Source organism: Streptomyces sp. DT2A-34 (assembly GCF_030499515.1).
In the GTDB taxonomy this organism is placed as follows: Bacteria; Actinomycetota; Actinomycetes; order Streptomycetales; family Streptomycetaceae; genus Streptomyces.
Genome location: NZ_JASTWJ010000001.1, coordinates 4,474,832 through 4,495,997 on the forward strand (window position 1 = coordinate 4,474,832; position 21,166 = coordinate 4,495,997).

Annotated in this window: 16 protein-coding genes; 9 read left to right on the top strand and 7 right to left on the bottom strand. The window is 70.3% G+C overall.

Annotated features, from left to right (window positions below):
* Positions 1-28 precede the first annotated feature (28 nt).
* Positions 29-1,195, bottom strand: a complete 1,167-nt coding sequence (locus QQM39_RS19670) for a TadA family conjugal transfer-associated ATPase (protein ID WP_302003645.1) — start codon at positions 1,193-1,195, stop codon at positions 29-31.
* A 563-nt stretch (positions 1,196-1,758) separates the two neighbouring features.
* On the bottom strand, positions 1,759-2,871 hold the full coding sequence (gene ssd / locus QQM39_RS19675; protein WP_301998371.1) for a septum site-determining protein Ssd: 1,113 nt from the start codon (positions 2,869-2,871) through the stop codon (positions 1,759-1,761).
* A 568-nt stretch (positions 2,872-3,439) separates the two neighbouring features.
* Here ssd and QQM39_RS19680 point away from each other — a divergent pair.
* Positions 3,440-4,273 (top strand): HAD family phosphatase, encoded by an 834-nt coding sequence (locus QQM39_RS19680; protein WP_301998373.1) that lies wholly within the window; start codon positions 3,440-3,442, stop codon positions 4,271-4,273.
* A 513-nt stretch (positions 4,274-4,786) separates the two neighbouring features.
* On the opposite strand, the gene QQM39_RS19685 is transcribed toward QQM39_RS19680, so the two are convergent.
* Complete coding sequence (locus QQM39_RS19685) at positions 4,787-5,611, bottom strand: oxidoreductase (protein WP_301998375.1); 825 nt, start codon at positions 5,609-5,611, stop codon at positions 4,787-4,789.
* Between the two features lie 101 nt (positions 5,612-5,712).
* Between QQM39_RS19685 and QQM39_RS19690 the strand changes: the two genes are divergently transcribed.
* The gene (locus QQM39_RS19690; protein ID WP_301998378.1) at positions 5,713-6,735 is read left to right on the top strand and encodes an ATP-binding protein; all 1,023 of its coding nucleotides are present in this window, start codon (positions 5,713-5,715) and stop codon (positions 6,733-6,735) included.
* A 35-nt stretch (positions 6,736-6,770) separates the two neighbouring features.
* Here QQM39_RS19690 and QQM39_RS19695 read toward each other — a convergent pair whose 3' ends face one another.
* A complete protein-coding gene (locus QQM39_RS19695) occupies positions 6,771-8,099 on the bottom strand; it encodes a hypothetical protein (RefSeq protein WP_301998381.1) in 1,329 nt (442 codons plus the stop codon).
* A 299-nt stretch (positions 8,100-8,398) separates the two neighbouring features.
* On the opposite strand from QQM39_RS19695, the gene QQM39_RS19700 reads away from it, so the two are divergent.
* From QQM39_RS19700 to QQM39_RS19725, 6 genes are all read left to right on the top strand, one after another.
* Entirely contained in the window at positions 8,399-11,008 is a 2,610-nt protein-coding gene (locus QQM39_RS19700) for a bifunctional SulP family inorganic anion transporter/carbonic anhydrase (protein WP_301998383.1), read from the top strand.
* A 336-nt stretch (positions 11,009-11,344) separates the two neighbouring features.
* Positions 11,345-13,306: an acetate--CoA ligase gene (acs, locus tag QQM39_RS19705; RefSeq protein WP_301998384.1), complete on the top strand. Its 1,962-nt coding sequence runs from the start codon at positions 11,345-11,347 to the stop codon at positions 13,304-13,306.
* 234 nt (positions 13,307-13,540) lie between these two features.
* Positions 13,541-14,986 (top strand): Na+/H+ antiporter NhaA, encoded by a 1,446-nt coding sequence (nhaA, locus tag QQM39_RS19710; protein ID WP_301998387.1) that lies wholly within the window; start codon positions 13,541-13,543, stop codon positions 14,984-14,986.
* A 77-nt stretch (positions 14,987-15,063) separates the two neighbouring features.
* Positions 15,064-15,567 carry a phage holin family protein gene (locus QQM39_RS19715; protein ID WP_301998389.1) on the top strand — a complete coding sequence of 168 codons (504 nt, stop codon included), beginning with the start codon at positions 15,064-15,066 and terminating at the stop codon, positions 15,565-15,567.
* Positions 15,564-16,514, top strand: a complete 951-nt coding sequence (locus QQM39_RS19720; RefSeq protein WP_301998391.1) for an alpha/beta fold hydrolase — start codon at positions 15,564-15,566, stop codon at positions 16,512-16,514. Before QQM39_RS19715 ends, QQM39_RS19720 begins: the two co-directional genes overlap by 4 nt.
* A 127-nt stretch (positions 16,515-16,641) precedes the next feature.
* On the top strand, positions 16,642-16,824 hold the full coding sequence (locus QQM39_RS19725) for a hypothetical protein (RefSeq protein WP_301998393.1): 183 nt from the start codon (positions 16,642-16,644) through the stop codon (positions 16,822-16,824).
* Positions 16,825-16,837: 13 nt separating this feature from the next.
* On the opposite strand, the gene QQM39_RS19730 is transcribed toward QQM39_RS19725, so the two are convergent.
* The 3 genes from QQM39_RS19730 to nth all read right to left on the bottom strand — a co-directional run bounded on the left by QQM39_RS19730 (position 16,838) and on the right by nth (position 19,999).
* Positions 16,838-18,037, bottom strand: coding sequence for a MarP family serine protease (locus QQM39_RS19730; protein WP_301998394.1), 1,200 nt, complete (start codon positions 18,035-18,037; stop codon positions 16,838-16,840).
* A gap of 98 nt (positions 18,038-18,135) precedes the next feature.
* A complete protein-coding gene (locus QQM39_RS19735) occupies positions 18,136-18,831 on the bottom strand; it encodes a CoA pyrophosphatase (protein ID WP_301998396.1) in 696 nt (231 codons plus the stop codon).
* Positions 18,832-18,982: 151 nt separating this feature from the next.
* Positions 18,983-19,999 (bottom strand): endonuclease III, encoded by a 1,017-nt coding sequence (gene nth / locus QQM39_RS19740; RefSeq protein WP_301998397.1) that lies wholly within the window; start codon positions 19,997-19,999, stop codon positions 18,983-18,985.
* Between the two features lie 368 nt (positions 20,000-20,367).
* Between nth and QQM39_RS19745 the strand changes: the two genes are divergently transcribed.
* Positions 20,368-21,042, top strand: a complete 675-nt coding sequence (locus QQM39_RS19745; RefSeq protein ID WP_015658871.1) for a Crp/Fnr family transcriptional regulator — start codon at positions 20,368-20,370, stop codon at positions 21,040-21,042.
* Positions 21,043-21,166 lie beyond the last annotated feature (124 nt).

Genomic DNA, 21,166 nt, shown 5'->3' on the forward strand with positions numbered 1-21,166 from the left:
CCGCGGCCCCGCACCCTCGCGATCACGATCACGGCACACACGCCTCATCACTTGCGCCCCGAAGAAGACCCCGCAGCCGCTCCCACCCCCGCTCGTACGCGAACGCCTCCGTGCCCCAGCGCAGCGCCGGCACCGTCCGCACCAACCCCGACGGGTCCCGCTCCAGCACATGCACCTCCGAGATCCGCCGCCGCCCGGCCCGGTCGCGCACGAGATGGAGTACGACCGACAGCGCGGCCGCCAACTGGCTGTGCAGCGCGGCCCGGTCGAGCCCGGCCGCCGTACCGAGCGCCTCCAGCCGGGCCGGCACGTCGGCCGCCGCGTTCGCGTGGACGGTCCCGCAGCCTCCTTCGTGACCGGTGTTCAGGGCGGCCAGCAGATGGACCACTTCCGGTCCGCGCACCTCGCCCACGACCAGCCGGTCCGGCCGCATCCGCAGCGCCTGCCGCACCAGGTCCTCGAGGCTGACGAGCCCGGCGCCCTCCTGGTTGGCGGGTCGGCTCTCCAGCCGTACGACATGTGGATGGTCCGGCCTGAGCTCCGCCGAGTCCTCCGCGAGCACGATCCGCTCGCCTGACCCGGCCAGCCCGAGCAACGCGCTCAGCAACGTCGTCTTGCCACTGCCGGTCCCGCCGCTGATGAGGAAGGACAGCCGCGCGTCGACCAGAGCCCGCAGCACCCGGTCGCCGCCCGGCGGCACCGTGCCCGCCGCGACCAGTTCGTCGAGCGTGAACGCCCGCGGCCGTACGACCCGCAGCGACAGACAGGTACAGCCGACGGCGACCGGTGGCAGCACCGCGTGCAACCGGGTCCCGTCGGGCAGCCGGGCGTCCACCCAGGGGCGCGCGTCGTCCAGCCGCCGCCCGGCCACCGCGGCCAGGCGCTGGGCAAGGCGTCGTACGGCCGCCGCGTCCGGGAAGGACACGGAGGTCAGCTCCAGGCCCCCGCCCCGGTCCACCCAGACCCGCTCCGGCGCCGACACCAGCACATCCGTCACCGACGGATCGGCGAGCAGTGGCTCCAGCGGGCCGCTCCCGACCAGCTCGGACCGCAGCTGCTCGGCCGCCCCGAGGACTTCGGCATCCCCCAGCACCCTGCCCTGCTCCCGCAGGGCCTGCGCCACGCGCGCGGGCGTGGGCTCGGCCCCGCTCTCGACCAGCCACTGCCGCACCCCGTCGAGCAGCCCCGTCGGCATGCCCACCCCGGCCGCGGCCCCGGCCGACGCCCACCGCCCAGCCGACGGACCGGCCCGGTCGACCGGCTCCCACCGCCCAGTGGACGTACTCGCAGCGCCCTCCGCCACGCGCGACACCACAGCGGCGCTCGTCGAGCCGTCCGGCACCCGGGCCCGCACCACACCAGCACTCACCGAACCGTCCGACACCCGGGCCCGCACCACACCAGCACTCACCGAACCGTCCGACACCCGGGCCCGCACCACACCAGCACTCACCGAACCGTCCGACACCCGGGCCCGCACCACACCAGCACTCACCGAACCGTCCGACACCCGAGCCCGCGCGACAGCGTCACTCACCGAACCGTCCGACACCCGAGCCCGCGCGACAGCGTCACTCGCGGAACCGTCCAACGCCCATCGCGGCGTGGCCCTACGCACCCTCCCGGCCGCCGTCCCGCACGACCGCCACCGCTCGGGGGACGCCCGCACCGAACCACCCGCGCCACCGCTCACCCACTCGAGCCCGAGCCCCGCAGCCGTACTCACGCCGTCACTCGTGCCGCTGCTCACGCCGCCCCTCATGCCGCCCTCGCCTCAAGCAACGCGCGCTCCCAGAACTCCCCGCAGAACCGCGCCAGCGGCCCCCGCCCCACCGTCCCCGGCGGAGCCTTGGTCTCATGCGGTCGCAGCAGTCCCGCCTCGACCGGCACCTCCCCCACCAGCGGCAGCTCCAGCAACCGGGCCACCTCGCGGTCGTCCAGCCCGGGCGCGTACGGCCCGCGTACCGCCACCCGCAGATCCCGCAGGACCATCCGGACCGCGGAGGCCACCTGCCGGGCGGCGGTGAGGGCGCGCAGTTCGGCGGGGACCACGAGGATCCCCATGTCGAGCTGGGCGAGGGCCTCCGCGACGCCGTCGTCGATACGGCGGGGCAGGTCGACGACGACGGCGCCTCCCCGGCGCCGGGCCGCGGCGAGTACCGCTCGCATCGCCTGCGGCGGGACGGCGAGGCAGTCGCCGCGATCCCAGCTCAGGACCCGTAGGGAGTGCAGCTTCGGCAGGGACTCCTCCAGGGCGCCGCTGCCGAGCCGCCCGCGCGAGCCGGCGAAGGCGGGCCAGCGCAGGCCGTCGACGGCCTCGCCGCCGAGGAGGACGTCGAGTCCACCGCCCAGGGGATCGGCGTCCACAAGCAGCGTGCGTAGCCCTTCACGCGCGGCGGTGACGGCGAGGGCACAGGCGAGCGTGGATGCTCCGGCCCCGCCGCGGCCGCCGATGACCCCGACGGTGAGGGCGGGCCGGCCGACGCCCTCCGCGACATCGGCGATGCGGTCGACGAGCCACTGTTCGCCGTCGGGCAGCATCAGGACGTGGTCGGCGCCGATCTCGACGGCCCTGCGCCAGACGCCCGAGTCGTCCTGGTCCCGGCCGACCAGCACCACTCCCCGTCTGCGGCCGGCTCCGCGCACGCGGCGTGCGGCGTCGTCACCGACCAGGACGAGCGGCGCGGCCTCCCAACTGCCTCGGGGCTCGGGCACCCCGTGGTGGACCTCCGGTGTGGCGCCGGCCGCCGCGCACAGGCGCAGCAGGTCGTCGAGCAGGTCGGCGTCCTCCGTGACGATCAACGGTTTGCCCGGCTGCCCGGAGGCGGCGGGCGGCTGATCGTGTGTGACGGCTGCGGTCACGGTTTCCATCCCCCTTCGCTGCATCACTCGCGTGGCCCTGCGGCCCCGCGATTCCCAAACGTGTGAAGAACCGGCAACCGGCCTCCATATGAACGGCCGATACGAACCGGCCAAACTCGCCCGACTAACCAGAACCGGCCATGAAGTCGGCCTGAGCGGGACGCGCTGGAATCACGGTGCAGCGATCCCGAAAATCGTGTGGATCTTGGTCGATAACTGTGGACAACTCGGCGGTTGTGAATATGGCCGTCACCCATACCGGTGACCCCTGCACCGACCCCTGTGCGACTTCCGCAGAGCAGCGCGACAGCTACACACAGTCACGGATCATGGGCATGCCGAAGAGGCGGCCGCAGCCGCCTCGCCTCGGCCTCGCGGCCGCGTTCAGAAGAGGAAAACCCACCCGGACATGCGACGACCCCCGCCGGGGAGAGCGGGGGTCGTCTCCACGGCCGACTCGGGGGGAGGAGTCGGACCGGGTTAGCACGGTCGCGAACGATCCGTGACTTCCATGGTGTACCCGAGAGCCCTCTCAGGCAAACCCACGCGCCCACCTTACGCCGAATGGGCTGCCCCTATGCTCTCGGTTGTGGAAAACCACTCCTTGCCCCGCACAGCGGCCTTCTTTGACCTGGACAAGACGGTCATTGCGAAGTCGAGCACGCTCACGTTCAGCAAGTCCTTCTACCAAGGCGGTCTGATCAACCGCAGGGCCGCCTTGCGGACCGCATATGCCCAGTTCGTCTTCCGCCTGGGCGGTATGGACCATGGCCAGATGGAGCGCACGCGCGAGTACCTCTCCGCGCTCGTCCGCGGCTGGAACGTCCAGCAGGTCAAGGAGATCGTCGCCGAGACGCTGCACGACCTGATCGACCCGATCATCTACGACGAGGCCGCCTCCCTCATCGAGGAGCACCACACCGCCGGCCGCGACGTCGTGATCGTTTCCACGTCGGGTGCCGAGGTGGTCGAGCCGATCGGCGAGTTGCTCGGCGCCGACCGCGTGGTGGCCACGCGCATGGTCGTGGGCGACGACGGCTGCTTCACCGGCGAGGTGGAGTACTACGCCTACGGCCCGACGAAGGCCGAGGCGATCAAGGAGCTGGCCGAGTCCGAGGGCTACGACCTCTCCCGCTGCTACGCCTACAGCGATTCAGCCACCGACCTGCCGATGCTTCAGTCCGTGGGCAACCCGCACGCCGTGAACCCCGACCGCGCGCTGCGCCGCGAGGCACTCACGCGCGGGTGGCCGATTCTCGACTTCCACCGCCCGGTCCGGCTCAAGCAGCGGATTCCCTCCTTCTCCGTGCCGCCGCGACCCGCTCTTGTCGCGGCGGCAGCCGTAGGAGCCGCCGCGGCCACCGCAGGGCTGGTCTGGTACGCGAGTCGACGCCGTACGGCTCTCACCTGACCTGCGTCTCCCGGTTTCCGTGTGCCCAGTTCGAGGTATCGGCGCCCGTTTGACGCAGTTTTGAGAGCAAAAGTAAAGAACGGCAACCAGGCCTTCCGCTTGGTTGGGTCCTGGAGTACAAAGGACTCAACGGCCCGCGAGACCAAGGACATCCGCGAGGATCACCTTTAATACGCATTTGGCCCCACGGACCGAGCATGAACACCGGGCACCCACGCGACGTCGACCCGTCGATTACGGGCCAGCCACACCAGGTGACGGGCAAAGTTCCCCACCTGATGGGCAACATATCGAGGACGCTTGGTAACCCGGTGGACATGCCAGCGGCGGTACGAATCCTCGTACCGCCGCAACTTATAAAAGCCCCCGTACGGGGGCTTTTATCGTGCCCTACGACTCTCGGACCGCCGTACGACGCCTCACGCGCGCGTGCGCTACGACGGACCCACACCTCTTGCGTCACGTCGCCCCACACGCGCGTGCGTCACCACGACCCACACTCGCTCACGCGCGTTACGCCGCCCCGCGCTGCAGCGCCTCGCACACCGCCGTCGACTCGCGTGCGCCGAGCTGGATGGCCTTGCCGCAGTGGGCGATCCAGGCGGCCATGCCCTCGGGGGTGCCGGAGACATAGCCGTCCAGCGCCGCCAGATAGGCCGCGCGGCCCAGTTCGGCGTGGCCGGCCTCCGCCGGGCAGACGGACTTCGGGTCGAGGCCGCTGCCGACCAGGACGATGCGCTCGGCCGCGCGCGCGACGAGGCCGTTGCGGGAAGTGAAGGGGCGCAGCGCGAGGATCTCGCCGTGCACGACAGCGGCCGTCACCAGGGCGGGCGCCGATCCACCGGCGATGATCAGCTCGGACAGGCCTTCCAGGCGGCCGTGCACCTCCGCCGCGCTCGGCAGCGGCAGCTCGACCAGCGGCTCTTCGACCGACTCGCCCTCCTGGCGCGGTCGCCCGACCTTGTCGTCCTTGCTCGCCGCCGCCACCAGGTGCAGCCGCGCCAGCACCCGAAGCGGTGACTGCCGCCAGATGGACAGCAGTTGGCCCGCCTCGGCCGTGAGCCGCAGGGCCGCACCCATGACGCGCGCCTCGTCGTCACCGCTGAAGTCGGTACGCCGACGCACCTCTTCGAGCGCCCAGTCGGCACCCGACAGCGCCCCGGAACCACGGGCGCCACGCAGGGCCGCCTCGGAGGTGATCTCGTTGCTGCGACGCCGCATGATCCGGTGCCCGTAGACCCGGTCCACGGCCTTGCGCACGGACTCCACGGACTCGGGCACACCGGGCAGTGAACCGAGGGCCGCGAGCGGATCGGCGGTCGCACCTGTCGTACTCATGAGTACGACATTACGCACCCCGGGCCCGCACCCCACGATCGAGTGGCCTTCTTCACGCACGCCTGCCACATACAGCTATCGTCCCACTACCCTTCGTGAACATGAAAATTGCTTTCGTCGGGAAGGGCGGCAGCGGCAAGACCACCCTGTCCTCCCTGTTCGTCCGCCACCTCGCCGCCACAGGCGCGCCGGTCGTCGCCGTTGACGCCGATATCAACCAGCACCTGGGAGCCGCGCTCGGCCTCGACGAGAGGGAGGCCGCCGCGCTGCCCGCGATGGGCGAGCGGCTGCCGCTGATCAAGGACTACCTGCGCGGCTCCAATCCGCGGATCGCCTCCGCCCAGACGATGATCAAGACGACGCCGCCCGGCGAGGGATCGCGGCTGCTGCGGGTGTGCGAGAACAATCCGGTGTACGACGCCTGCGCCCGGCCGGTGGAACTCGACGGCGGCGCCGTCCGTTTGATGGTCACCGGCCCCTTCACGGACTCCGACCTGGGGGTCGCCTGCTACCACTCCAAGACGGGTGCGGTGGAGCTGTTCCTGAACCACCTCGTGGACGGCCCCGACGAGTACGTCGTGGTCGACATGACGGCGGGCTCGGACTCCTTCGCCTCCGGCATGTTCACCCGTTTCGACATCACGTTCCTCGTCGCCGAGCCGACCCGGAAGGGGGTATGCGTCTATCGCCAGTACAAGGACTACGCCCGCGACTTCGGTGTCGTCCTGAAGGTCGTCGGCAACAAGGTGCAGGGGCAGGACGACCTCGACTTCCTCCGCGCCGAGGTCGGGGACGACCTGCTGGTGACCGTCGGGCACTCGGACTGGGTGCGCGCCATGGAGAAGGGCCGCCCGCCCCGGTTCGAGCTCCTGGAGGACGCCAACCACCTCGCCCTGCGCCGGCTGCGCACGACCGTGGACGCGACGTACGAGCTGCGGGACTGGGAGCGCTATACGCGCCAGATGGTGCACTTCCATCTGAAGAACGCCCAGTCCTGGGGAAACGAGCGCGCCGGGGCCGACCTGACGGCGCAGATCGACCCCGGGTTCGTGCTCGGTGAGGCACGCGGTGAGAGCATGACCGGCCTGCGTAAGGGCAACTCGCCTCTGACTGCTCCTGCTTGACCGCTCCGGCTGCTCCTGCTTGACCGCTCTGACTGCTACTGCTTGACCGCCGGCGCCCCGGGCGCCCCCTTCGGGGCCGGGGCGGGGCGCCCCGAGAGGAAGGACGCCCAGCCCTGCTTCGGGGCCTCGCCGACCCCGAGCGTGCGCAGCTTCTTCAGGACCGTCGGGTCCTGGGCGTCCAGCCAGTCGGCGAGCTGCCGGAAGGAGACGCAGCGCACGTCGGGCTTGTTGCAGACGGCCTCGACGACGTCCTCGACGGCGCGCATGTAGGTGCCGCCGTTCCAGGACTCGAAGTGGTTGCCGATGATCAGGGGCGCTCGGTTGCCGTCGTAGGCCCGGCCGAAGCCCATGAGCAGGCCGTCCCGCATCTGGTCGCCCCAGAAGGCGTACTTGGCGGGGTCGCCCTGGCTCGTGGTGCCCGACTGGTTGACCATGAAGTTGTAGTCCATGGTGAGCTGCTCGTAGGAGTGCCCGGGGAAGGGCACGAGCTGCATCGACAGGTCCCACAGGCCCCCCTTCTTCGCGGGCCAGACCTGATTGTTGACGCCGCTCGAGTCATAGCGGAAGCCCATCTCGCGGGCGGCCTTGACGAAGTTCTTCCGGCCTTCCAGACAGGGCGTGCGGGCGCCGATGAGTTCCTTGTCGTAGTCGAAGGGCAGGGGGGCCGCGTTCGCCATGCCGGTGTTGGTCTTCCAGGACTTCACGAACCTCTTCGCCTGGGTGATCTCGTCCTTCCACTCCTCGACCGACCATTCGCCGACTCCGCCGCCGCTGCCGCAGAAGTGGCCGTTGAAGTGGGTGCCGATCTCGTTGCCCTCGAGCCATGCCAGACGCAGCTGCTTCACGGTGTCGGCGATGCCCTCCGCGTCGTTGAAGCCGATGTCCGAGCGACCCGGGGAGTGCTGCGGCGGGCGGTACAGGTCACGCTTGTGGTCCGGCAGCATGTACACGCCGCTGAGAAAGTACGTCATCGTCGCGTTGTTCGCCTTGGCGACCCCGCGGAAGTGGGAGAACAGCCTCTGGCCGTCCTCGCCGGCGCCGTCCCAGGAGAACACCACGAACTGCGGGGGCTTCTGACCTGACCTCAGGCGTTCGGGTCTGGGCAGGTGTGGCTGCGCTCCGGTGTACGCGGTGGACCCGTCGCCGATCAGGCGGACCGCGCTGTGGGGCGCGGGCGCCGCCGGCTGCGGCTTCTGCGGTCCGGGCGCCCCCTGCCGGATCGGCTCGGTGCCGGTCGAGCAACCGGCGAGTGATACGGCGCAGACCGCGGCGATCGCGGTACCCGCGGCGATCCTGTGCGTCACGACGACCCCGTGCGTCGCGGAAATCCTGCGGGGGGCGGCGAACCTGCGGGTGGCGGCCATGTTCCGTCCACCTTCTTCCTTCTCTCGGGTGCCGGCAGCGCCGCCAAGGTCGCACGGGACCGAGAAGGAATTAGTACGACAAGCCGACTAATGAGCCACTTCACTCCTTAGGAGGATTTATTAGTCCATTTGCTCGGAAAATCTATTCCGGGCCTTTACTCTGCATTACGATCCGTTTACCGAGTGTTGATGCATCCCGCCGCTGCATGCCGTGACCACACGGCCGCGACCCGACCCCTCGCCCAGGAGCGAGGGACCACCAGATCCGCGACCGCGCTGCCCCGGAGGAGACGGGAAACATGTCTGCCTGCGTCCCCACCCGCGCCGACGACCCACGTCGAGAGAAGCGCATCCACGAGCCCCACAGTCCGCCCCCGACCCGGCCCCGCCGCTTCCGCATCGCGGGCGCCGATGTGTCGGCCTCGATCGCGGTCTTCCTGATCGCACTGCCCCTGTCCCTCGGCATCGCCCTGGCCACCGGCGCGCCCCTCCAGGCCGGCCTCGTCGCCGCCGCCGTCGGAGGCATCGTCGTCGGATGGCTCGGCGGCTCGCCCCTCCAGGTCAGCGGTCCCGCCGCCGGGCTCACCGTCGTCACCGCCGACCTCATCCAGCGCTACGGCTGGCGGACGACCTGCGCCATCACCGTGCTGGCCGGCCTCGCCCAACTGGGCCTGGGCTGCCTGCGCGTGGCCCGCAGCGCCCTCGCCGTCAGCCCCGCCATCGTGCACGGCATGCTCGCCGGCATCGGTGTCACCATCGCCGTGGCGCAGCTGCACATCGTCCTGGGCAGCACCCCGCAGAGCGCCGTCCTCGACAACCTCCGGGCGCTGCCCGCCCAGTTGGCGAACGTGCACCCGGCCGCCGTGTCGGTGAGCGCGCTGACACTGGCCCTGCTGCTGCTCTGGCCTCGCATCCCCGGGCGCGTCGGACGCCTCCTGCGCAAGGTCCCCGCCCCGCTCGTCGCCGTCACCGGTGCCACCGCCACCGCCTCGCTCGCCGGGCTCACCCTGCCCAAGGTCGACCTGCCGTCCTGGAGCAGCCACGCCTTGGCCGGGCTCCCCGAGGGCTCGGTGCTCGGGCTCGCCGCCGCCGTGCTCACCATCACGTTGGTGTGCAGCGTGCAGTCGCTGCTCGGGGCGGTCGCGGTGGACAAGCTGGTCGCCTCCCGTCCCGATCTGGTCGCCGCCCGCCCCGGCCAGTCCGCTCGCGTCGGCCGCTCCAATCTGGACTGCGAACTGCTCGGACAGGGCGCCGCGAACATCGTCTCCGGCACCCTCGGCGGCCTGCCCGTGGCCGGGGTGGCGGTGCGAAGTTCGGCGAATGTGCAAGCCGGTGCCGTGAGCCGGAACTCCACGATGCTGCACGGCGTTTTCGTAGTAGTCGCCGCGCTGCTGATGGTCCCGATCCTGGAGCTCATCCCGCTCGCCTCGCTCGCCGCCCTGGTGATGGCCGTCGGCATCCAGATGGTGTCCCTGCACCACATCCGCACGGTGACCCGCCACCGAGAGGTGCTGGTGTACGCCGTCACCACCCTCGGCGTGGTGTTCTTCGGCGTCCTGGAGGGCGTGGCGGTAGGCATCGCCATGGCCGTCGCCGTCGCCCTGCACCGCCTCACCCGCACCCGGATCACGCATGACGAGAAGGAAGGAGTCCATCACGTACATGTACGAGGGCAGCTGACGTTCCTCGCGGTGCCACGGCTCAGCCGGGCCCTGCATCTCGTACCCCAAGGCGCTGACGTCGTCGTGGAGTTGGACGGTTCGTTCATGGACCACGCGGCGTACGAGTCACTGCAGGACTGGCAGAACACGCACACCGCGCACGGCGGCTCCGTCGAGCTGATCGGCCGCAGGGCCGGGGTCCGGATCGGCGAGCCGACGGGACCGGTCGGCCTCCATCTCGACGCCGGGAGGAACGCCGCCGAGTCGGCCGACTGCCGGTGTCACCCCTGGACGGCCTGGCGCAACCACCAGTGCGAGATCCCGGAGTCCGTCACGTCCCAGGACGGACACCCCGGGGAGGCGCGGGCGACCGGGACCGGCGATGGCGAGAGCGACAGGGCCGGCGACGTGCCCTGCGACAGCGACGCCCCCAGTACCGCGGGCGAGCTCGACGCGGTCGGCGAGGCCGGCGGTGCCGACGGGCCCGCCCGGCCCGGCCGACCCGGTGAGAGCAGAGCCGACGGGTCCGGCGGAGCCGAAGGGAGTCGACCGAGCGCACGTCAACTGGCACGCGGCATCAGCGCGTTCCAGCGCAACACCGCACCCCTGGTGCGGAGCGAGCTGGCGCGGCTGGCGCGTGAGGGGCAGCAGCCCTCCCAGCTGTTCCTGACCTGCGCGGACTCACGGCTGGTCACGTCGATGATCACCTCCAGTGGTCCAGGCGACCTGTTCGTGGTGCGCAACGTCGGCAACCTCGTTCCTCCCCCAGCCAACGCCGAGAGGTGCCCCCAGCCCGGCCAGGAGAGCGGGGACGACTCGGTGGCGGCGGCGATCGAGTACGCCGTGGACGTGCTGCAGGTGCGGTCCATCACGGTGTGCGGGCACTCGGGGTGCGGGGCCATGCAGGCGCTGCTCAACTCCGAGCCCGGTGGTCCGCAGACCCCGCTGCGGCGGTGGCTGCGGCACGGGCTGCCGAGCCTGGAGCGGATGTCCGACGAGAGCCGGCCGTGGCCCAGACTCGCCGGGCGGGCACCGGCCGACGCGGTCGAGCAGCTCTGCCTGACCAACGTGGTCCAGCAGTTGGAGCACCTGCGCGCCCACGAGTCGGTGGCCCAAGCCCTGCGGGCGGGGGTGCTGGAGCTGCACGGGATGTACTTCCACGTGGGCGAGGCGCAGGCGTATCTGCTCGCCGAGGGGAACGAGGACGAGGTGTTCGACGACGTGGGCGTGGCGGATCTGTCGGCTTGAGGCGGAGAGGTGCGCGCGGCCCCGCTCGACGCGGGGCCGCGCTTCATGTGAAGGGGCCGACGGCCCCGGAGTGTGATCCGGAATGTGAAAGGGATTACAGAGCTGAACCGCGTCCGTGCGGCGTCCGTGGGAACGGATGACCCCCGGCGCCGAAAGAACCTCCGGGCCGCCCTGGCCCACCTTGCCGATAGGTCTAAACCAATTTTTCCGTCGACCCTTGTCATCGGACCCCCGGGTCTGATGAGCTGTGGCCTGGGACACAACGGACACCCTGGGAAAGGGAGATGTCGTGAGCAACGAAAGCCTGGCCAACCTGCTGAGGGAGGAGATGGGACAGTGACCGAGAATCCTTCCCTCTCCAACCTGCTCAAGGAAGAGCGCAGGTTCGCACCCCCCGCCGACCTGGCAGCGAACGCCAATGTCACCGCGGAGGCGTATGAACAGGCCAAGGCTGACAGGCTCGGCTTCTGGGCCGAGCAGGCCCGTCGGCTGACCTGGGCCAAGGAGCCGACGGAGACGCTGGACTGGTCGAACCCGCCGTTCGCGAAGTGGTTCAAGGACGGCGAGCTGAACGTCGCGTACAACTGCGTGGACCGGCATGTGGAGGCCGGGCTCGGCGACCGGGTCGCCATCCACTTCGAGGGCGAGCCCGGCGACAGCCGCGCCCTCACCTACGCCGAGCTCAAGGACGAGGTCTCCAAGGCCGCCAACGCCCTGCTGGAGTTGGGCGTTCAGAAGGGCGACCGGGTCGCCGTCTACATGCCGATGATTCCCGAGACGGCGGTCGCGATGCTGGCGTGCGCCCGCATCGGGGCCGCGCACTCCGTCGTCTTCGGCGGGTTCTCGGCGGACGCGCTCGCCACCCGTATCCAGGACGCGGACGCCAAGGTCGTCATCACGTCCGACGGCGGCTACCGGCGCGGCAAGCCGTCCGCGCTCAAGCCGGCCGTGGACGAGGCGATCGGCAAGGTGGACAACGTCGAGCACGTGCTCGTCGTACGGCGCACCGGCCAGGACGTCGCCTGGGACGACAGCCGTGACGTCTGGTGGCACGAGATCGTCGAGCGGCAGTCCGCCGAGCACACCCCCGAGGCCTTCAACGCCGAGCAGCCGCTGTTCATCCTCTACACGTCCGGTACGACGGGTAAGCCGAAGGGCATCCTGCACACCTCCGGCGGTTACCTCACCCAGGCGGCCTACACCCACCACGCCGTCTTCGACCTCAAGCCGGAGACGGACGTGTACTGGTGCACCGCCGACGTCGGCTGGGTCACCGGGCACTCGTACATCGTGTACGGGCCGCTGGCGAACGGCGCGACGCAGGTCATGTACGAGGGCACGCCGGACACCCCGCACCAGGGCCGGTTCTGGGAGATCGTGCAGAAGTACGGGGTGACGATCCTGTACACGGCGCCGACCGCCATCCGTACGTTCATGAAGTGGGGCGACGACATCCCCGCGAAGTTCGACCTCAGCAGCCTGCGCGTGCTGGGTTCCGTGGGTGAGCCGATCAACCCCGAGGCGTGGATCTGGTACCGCAAGCACATCGGCGCCGACCGGACGCCGATCGTGGACACCTGGTGGCAGACCGAGACCGGCGCGATGATGATCTCCCCGCTGCCGGGCGTCACCGCCACCAAGCCGGGTTCCGCGCAGACACCGCTGCCCGGCATCGCCGCGACCGTCGTCGACGACGAGGCGAACGAGGTGCCCAACGGCGGTGGTGGCTATCTGGTGCTGACCGAGCCGTGGCCGTCGATGCTGCGCACCATCTGGGGCGACGACCAGCGGTTCCTCGACACGTACTGGTCGCGCTTCGAGGGCAAGTACTTCGCCGGTGACGGGGCGAAGAAGGACGACGACGGCGACATCTGGCTGCTGGGCCGCGTCGACGACGTCATGCTCGTGTCGGGGCACAACATCTCCACCACGGAGGTCGAGTCCGCCCTGGTCTCCCACCCGTCCGTCGCGGAGGCGGCCGTCGTCGGCGCCGCCGACGAGACCACCGGGCAGGCCATCGTCGCCTTCGTCATCCTGCGCGGCACGGCGAACGCCGAGGACGAGGGCCTCGTCAACGCACTGCGCGACCACGTCGGCGCCACCCTCGGCCCGATCGCCAAGCCCAAGCGGATCCTGCCGGTGGCCGAGCTGCCCAAGACCCGCTCCGGCAAGATCATGCGCCGTCTGCTGCGGGACGTCGCCGAGAATCGCCAGCTCGGTGATGTGACGACGCTGACCGACTCGACGGTCATGGACCTCATCCAGGCCAAGCTCCCCGCCGCACCCAGCGAGGACTGAGCCCGGCCGACACTGACCACCCGGCCGACACTCACCACGGCCAAGACTGAGTTCGGCCATCGAGGGCACTCGGCGACAAGCGCGCCGGGTGCCTTCGTCTACGTACGGTGGAGCTCGACGGATGCACTCCGGCGCACCCTTAGGTAAGCTAAGCAAAACAATCTCAACCTCAGGTGCGCCGGGAAGTCTGGTCGGCATGTGATCCGTCATGCCCACCGACCGGAGGTCTCCCCCGTGCCCGCGCCCCGCACCCCCGCCCCCGCCCCCGTCCGCAAGGTCTTCGGACGGCTGTCCCTCCCCGAGCGGAACTTCGTCGCGGAGGCGCTGCGTACCGAGACCGTCGGTGGTGTGCTGCTGCTCGTCGCCGCGATCACCGCGCTGCTCTGGGCGAACATCCCGGTACTGCACGACAGCTACGAGAGCGTCGGCCACTTCCACCTCGGACCCGAGGCCCTCGGCCTGAACCTGTCCATCGAGCACTGGGCCGCCGACGGGCTCCTCGCGATCTTCTTCTTCGTCGCGGGGATCGAGCTCAAGCGTGAGCTGGTCGCCGGCGATCTCAAGGACCCCAGGGCGGCCGTACTGCCGGTCGTGGCCGCGCTGTGCGGGATGGCGGTGCCCGCGCTCGTCTACATGCTGACCAATGTCGCCGGGGGCGGCTCGTCGGCGGGCTGGGCCGTCCCGACCGCCACCGACATCGCGTTCGCGCTCGCCGTCCTGGCCGTCATCGGCACCTCCCTCCCCAGCGCGCTGCGCGCCTTCCTGCTCACGCTCGCCGTCGTCGACGACCTGTTCGCGATCCTGATCATCGCGGTCTTCTTCACCGACCGGATCAACTTCGCCGCGCTCGGCGGCGCCGTCGTCGGCCTGGCCGTCTTCTGGCTGCTGCTGCGCAAGGGCGTACGCGGGTGGTACGTGTACGTCCCGCTCGCCCTCGTGATCTGGGGGCTGATGTACAACAGCGGCGTCCACGCCACCATCGCCGGCGTGGCGATGGGTCTGATGCTGCGCTGCACCCGGCACGAGGACGAGCCGCACTCCCCCGGTGAGCACATCGAGCACCTCGTACGCCCCCTGTCGGCGGGCTTGGCCGTGCCGCTGTTCGCGCTGTTCAGCGCCGGTGTGACCATCTCCGGCGGCGCGCTCGGCGATGTGTTCACCCAGCCGGAGACGCTCGGGGTCGTCCTCGGGCTGGTCGTCGGCAAGACGCTCGGCATCTTCGGCGGTACGTGGCTGACGGCACGTTTCACCAGGGCCTCGCTCAGCGACGACCTGGAGTGGGCGGACGTGTTCGCCGTCGCGGCCCTCGCCGGCATCGGCTTCACCGTCTCGCTGCTCATCGGCGAACTCGCCTTCGAGGGCGACGCCGCGATGACCGACGAGATCAAGGTCGCCGTACTGCTCGGGTCCCTCACCGCGGCGCTCCTGGCGACGGTGCTGCTGAAGATACGGAACGCCAAGTACCGCAGGATGGTCGAGGCCGAGGAGCGCGACGAGGACGCGGACGGCATTCCGGACATCTACGAGCAGGACACGCCGGAGTACCACCTGCGGATGGCCGCCATCCACGACCGTAAGGCCGCCGAGCACCGCCGTATCGCCGAGGAACAGGCCGCCGCACGCCACGCGCTTGCCGAAGTGGCGGGCGGGGCAAGCGAGGAGGAGCACCGTCGGGCATGATCTGACGGGACGGTACAAAAGACGGAACCGTACGCAGTCAGGCAGAAGACGGAACCGTAACTACGAGGGAGACCGCGATGAGCGCACCCGACGGCAGCCCGGTCGGCGCCGAACGCAGCATCGGCCAGCTGTTCGCCTCGGCGACGACCGAGATGTCGGCGCTGGTGCACGACGAGATCGCACTGGCGAAAGCGCAGCTCAAGCAGGACGTCAAGCGCGGCGCGACGAGCGGCGGCGCGTTCACGCTGGCCGGTGCGGTGCTGGTGTTCTCCCTGCCGATGCTGAACTTCGCCCTGGCGTACGGCATTCGGACCTGGAGCGACTGGAACCTCGCGATCTGCTTCCTGCTGTCCTTCGCCGCGAACGTCCTGGTCGCCGCGGTCCTCGCGCTGATCGGCGTCGTCTTCGCGAAGAAGGCCAAGAAGAGCAAGGGGCCGCAGAAGGTCGCCGCCTCGATGAAGGAGACGGCGGGCGTCCTGCAGAAGGCCAAGCCGCACCCGCGTCCGGGCCCGGCGACGACGCCGGAGCTGGAGGACCGGGCGCCCGCGGCCATCGAGGCTGTGGCACGCTCGTCGTCATGACCGATCCCGCCACCCCTTCGGCGCAACCTGCCTCAGTCGTACGACTGGACCTCCCCGGCGGGAAAGAGGTGACACACCGGGACGTAGCCGCCAACGGTGCGCGCTTCCACATCGCCGAGATGGGCGACGGCCCGCTGGTGCTGCTGCTGCACGGCTTCCCGCAGTTCTGGTGGACCTGGCGGCACCAGCTCGTCGACCTCGCCGACGCCGGCTTCCGGGCCGTCGCCATGGACCTCAGGGGCGTCGGCGGCAGCGACCGTACGCCGCGCGGTTACGACCCGGCCAACCTCGCCCTCGACATCACCGGCGTGATCCGCTCGCTCGGCGAGCCCGACGCCGCGCTGGTCGGGCACGACCTGGGCGGATACCTGGCGTGGACGGCGGCCGTGATGCGCCCCAAGCTCGTGCGGCGGCTCGCGGTCGCGTCCATGCCGCACCCCCGGCGCTGGCGCTCGGCGATGCTCTCGGACGTCAAGCAGACAAGTGCGAGTTCCTACATCTGGGGGTTTCAGCGGCCCTGGATTCCCGAGCGGCAGCTGACGGCCGACGACGGGGCGCTCGTCGCCCGGCTGATCCGGGACTGGTCGGGCCCGCGCCTGCCGGACGACGAGGCGGTGGAGACGTACCGCCGCGCGATCTGCATCCCGTCGACGGCGCACTGCTCCATCGAGCCGTACCGCTGGATGGTGCGCTCGCTGGCCCGCCCCGACGGCATCCAGTTCAACCGGCGCATGAAGCGACCGGTGCGCGTGCCGACGCTGCATCTGCACGGCTCCCTCGACCCCGTCATGCGCACGCGCAGCGCGGCCGGTTCGGGCGAGTACGTCGAAGCGCCGTACCGCTGGCGGCTGTTCGACGGGCTGGGGCACTTCCCTCACGAGGAAGACCCGGTCGCATTCTCGACCGAACTGATCAATTGGCTGAAAGACCCCGAACCCGATCGGTGACCGCGCCGATGCGCCCGGTATCCGGAACTGAACACGTGTCCTACGAACAGCCAATTGCCCGGCGCATAGGCCAATTGGGGGCCCTGGAGGCGGTTATGGACCTTGGGGCAGGGGCAGACGTCGGGGTATGGGCTGGACGCACGACTACAGTGACGCAGCACGCAATCGCCGCTCGGCCAATGGGCTGAGCCCCCACCAGCGAGGGAGCGCCCAGCAGATGCCGGGCGCAGACCCCCGGGTGGGCATTCCGCGCATTCTGCGCCGCCGGGCCCGCTGGGTCTCGGTGCGCCTGCGCCAACCGCGCGGCTGACCTCGACCGACCGTCAGAGCGCGCAGCTGTCGCTGTACACCTGCTGGTTGGCGGTACGGCCCTTGACGATGTCCTCCTGGATCTCGTCCGCCGTGAGCGCGTAGCCGGTCTCGGCGTCGTCGAGGGACTTGGCGAAGACCACGCCGTACACCTTGCCCTCGGGCGTGAGCAGCGGGCCGCCGGAGTTGCCCTGGCGGACGGTCGCGTACAGCGAGTAGACATCACGGTGCACGGTGCCGCGGTGATAGATGTCCGGACCGTTGGCCGGCAGGCGCCCGCGCACGCGCGCGGAACGCACGTCGTACGCCCCGTTCTCCGGGAAGCCCGCGATGATCGCGCTGTCGCCGCTCTCGGCGTCGGTGGCCGTGAACTGCAGAGCGGGCGCCTTCATGTCCGGCACGTCGAGTACGGCGATGTCGCGCTCCCAGTCGTAGAGGACGACCGTCGCGTCGTACCGCTTGCCCTCACCGCCTATCTGGACGGTGGGTTCGTCGACGCCGCCGACCACATGCGCGTTGGTCATGACGCGGCGGTCCGCGAAGACGAAGCCGGTGCCCTCCAGGACCTTGCCGCAACTCGTCGCCGTGCCCATCACCTTGACGATGGAGCGCTGGGCGCGGGTGGCCACCGGGCTGCCCGCCAGAGCCGGGTCGGGCGGTGCGACCTCCTTGATCGGCTCGTTGGCGAACGGGCTGAAGACCTGCGGGAAGCCGTTCTGCGCGAGGACCGAGGTGTAGTCCTTGAACCAGGTGTCGGCCTGGTCGGGCAGCGCCTCGGCGACGCCCAGCAGCACCTTGGAGCTGCGGACCTCCTTGCCCATCCCCGGCAGTGTGGTCTGCCCGAGGGCGGAGCCGATCAGCCAGGCCACCAGGAGCATGGCGACGACGTTGACGAGGGCGCCGCCGGTGGCGTCCAGGGCGCGGGCCGGGGACCAGGTGATGTACCGGCGCAGCTTGTTGCCCAGGTGGGTGGTCAGGGCCTGGCCGACGGAGGCGCAGATGATGATGACGACGACCGCGACGACGGCGGCGGTCGTGCTCACCTCCGCGTTGTCGGTCAGCGTGTTCCAGATGACCGGAAGGAGGTACACGGCCACGAGGCCGCCGCCGAGGAAACCGATCACCGAGAGGATGCCGACGACGAAACCCTGGCGATAGCCCACGATCGCGAACCACACGGCGGCGACCAGCAACAGGATGTCCACCACGTTCACTGCTTCAGGCCTCGCCTCGTCACTTTCCGATCACCACAGGACGGCCGGGGGACCGAGGGCAGGGGCGCCCCGGGCAACACAGCACGGCAGACACCCTGTCATGACCGCCAATCGAGCGGGACCTGCTTCTCCCGGTCCCAGGGTCGCTCCCAGCCCGAGAAATGGAGCAGACGGTCGATGATTCCGGCCGTGAAACCCCAGACCAGGGCCGATTCGACCAGAAATGCCGGACCTCGGTGGCCGCTGGGATGGACGGTCGTGGCGCGGTTGTCCGGATTCGTGAGATCCGCCACGGGAACGGTGAAGACGCGTGCCGTCTCGTTCGGATCGACGACGTCGACCGGGCTCGGCTCGCGCCACCAGCCCAGCACGGGCGTGACGACGAAGCCGCTGACCGGGATGTACAGCTTGGGCAGCACGCCGAAGAGCTGGACGCCGCCGGGATCGAGCCCGGTCTCCTCCTCGGCCTCGCGCAGAGCGGCGCGCAGCGGCCCGTCGGCCTTCGGGTCACCGTCCTCGGGGTCGAGGGCGCCGCCCGGGAAGGAGGGCTGGCCGGCGTGCGAACGCAGCGAGCTGGCCCGCTCCATGAGCAGCAGCTCGGGCCCGTGCTCGCCCTCGCCGAAGAGGATCAGTACGGCGGACTGGCGTCCCGCGCCGCTCTTCGGTGGCAGGAACCGGCTCAGCTGCAACGGCTCGACCGTCTCCACGACCCGCACCACCGGATCCAGCCAGGCCGGCAGCCCGTCCTTGCTCAGCACCACCGGCCCGTCCTGCGTACCGCTCGCGCGCGTCATCGCCACCCCCGTCGTCCTGCCGATTCCAACGCCCGAGGGCACCGAGATCGTTCCGCCCGGGCCGTACGACCACACGCTCGCCGGCACCCGGACCGTTCCGCCCCGGCCGGACGCCCGCGTCGCGGCGCCCCGACCGCTTCGGTCCCCACAGTCATCCGGCCCCCAGCGGCGGGGCGGGCCTGCCGCCCGCGTCCAGGTAGGACTGCGGGGGCTTGAGACGTTGGCCGGGGAAGCCGCCCTTCTCGTACTTGAGGAGCTTCTTCGCCTTCTCCGGGTCCGTCTCGCCCTCGCCGTACGCCGGGCAGAGCGGCGCGATGGGGCAGGCGCCGCACGCGGGCTTGCGGGCGTGGCAGATACGGCGGCCGTGCCAGATCACGTGGTGCGAGAGGTCCGTCCAGTCGCTCTTGGGGAACAGCGCGCCGATCTCGGCCTCGATCTTGTCCGGGTCGGTCTGCTCGGTCCACTGCCAGCGCCGCACCAGCCGCTGGAAGTGCGTGTCCACGGTGATGCCGGGGTGGCCGAAGGCGTTGCCGAGGACCACGAAGGCCGTCTTGCGGCCGACGCCGGGCAGCTTGACCAGGTCCTCGAGCCGGCCCGGGACCTCACCGCCGTGGTTCTCCACCAGCGACTTCGACAGGCCCATCACCGACTTGGTCTTGGCCCGGAAGAAACCGCACGGACGGAGGATCTCCTCGACCTCCTCGGGGTTGGCGGCGGCCAGGTCCTCGGGGGTGGGGTACTTGGTGAAGAGCGCGGGAGTCGTCTGGTTGACGCGCAGGTCGGTGGTCTGGGCGGACAGAACCGTGGCGACCAGGAGCTGGAAGGGGTTGTCGAAGTCCAGCTCGGGATGGGCGTACGGGAAGACCTCGGCGAGCTCGCGGTTGATACGGCGGGCTCGGCGCACGAGCGCGGTGCGGGACTCGGCCGTGGGGGGCTTCGGGGTGACGGTTCTGACGGGGGAGGCGCCCTTTACCGCGGCGGTGGCCTTTATGGGGGCGATGGTGGGCTTCTTGGTGATCGCTTTCTTCGTGGTCACCTTCTTCGCGGTCACCTTCTTCGCGGCAACCTTTCTCGCAATCGCCGTCGCCTTCTTGGCGGTCGCCGTTTTCTTGACGGCCGCCGTCCTCTTCGCAGGCGCGGCCTTCTTCGCGGTCGCCGTCTTCTTCACAGTCGTTTTCTCGCCACCCGCCGACGCCGCACCCGGCGCCCCTTTCGCCGCTTTTGCCGTTTCCCTTCCGCCACCGGGGTCCTGTTCGCCCACAGCGGAATCACGACGTACAACCACCCGCCCAGCCCCCTTGGCCTGTGCTCTCACCGGCGATTTGGACACCCGGCCAGCCTAAAGCCCGGCACCGACATCCGCCCCGGACCCTGAAGATCGGCCCCCAATTGGACCCCTGCCGCGTACCCCGGGACACCTGTGCGGCATCCTTGTGACAGATCACACTGTTTGGACTGTCCGGCAAAATGGGCACCACGGTCCCCTGGTACGCGGGGGAGCAAGATCCCCTGAGCAGGTCGACAAGGAGAGAACTCGTGGACGACGTTCTGCGGCGCAACCCGCTCTTCGCGGCGCTCGATGACGAGCAGTCCGCGGAGCTCCGCGCCTCCATGAGTGAGGTGACCCTCGCACGCGGTGACTCCCTGTTTCACGAGGGCGACCCCGGTGACCGGCTCTACGTCGTCACCGAGGGCAAGGTGAAGCTCCACCGCACCTCACCCGACGGCCGCGAGAACATGCTGGCCGTCGTCGGTCCTGGCGAGCTCATCGGTGAGCTGTCCCTCTTCGACCCGGGTCCGCGTACGGCTACGGCGACCGCGCTGACCGAGGTCAAGCTGCTGGGTCTGGGCCACGGCGACCTCCAGCCCTGGCTGAACGCCCGCCCCGAGGTGGCCACCGCGCTCCTGCGCGCCGTCGCGCGCCGTCTGCGCCGCACCAACGACGCGATGTCCGACCTGGTCTTCTCGGACGTCCCCGGTCGTGTGGCCCGCGCGCTCCTCGACCTCTCCCGCCGCTTCGGCGTGCAGTCCGAAGAGGGCATCCACGTCGTCCACGACCTCACCCAGGAAGAGCTGGCCCAGCTGGTCGGCGCCTCCCGCGAGACGGTCAACAAGGCGCTGGCCGACTTCGCGCAGCGTGGGTGGCTCCGCCTGGAGGCGCGTGCGGTGATCCTGCTCGACGTGGAGCGGCTGGCCAAGCGGTCGCGCTAGGCCCTCCCGCCAGGCGTTGAGTCAGCGTCCAGGTCCTACGACATCGAGGTCCCGTCTCACCGCGAGGCGGGACCTCGCTGCGTTCGGCCACCCCTCGAACATCCGCGCACCAGGAGATAGCCTC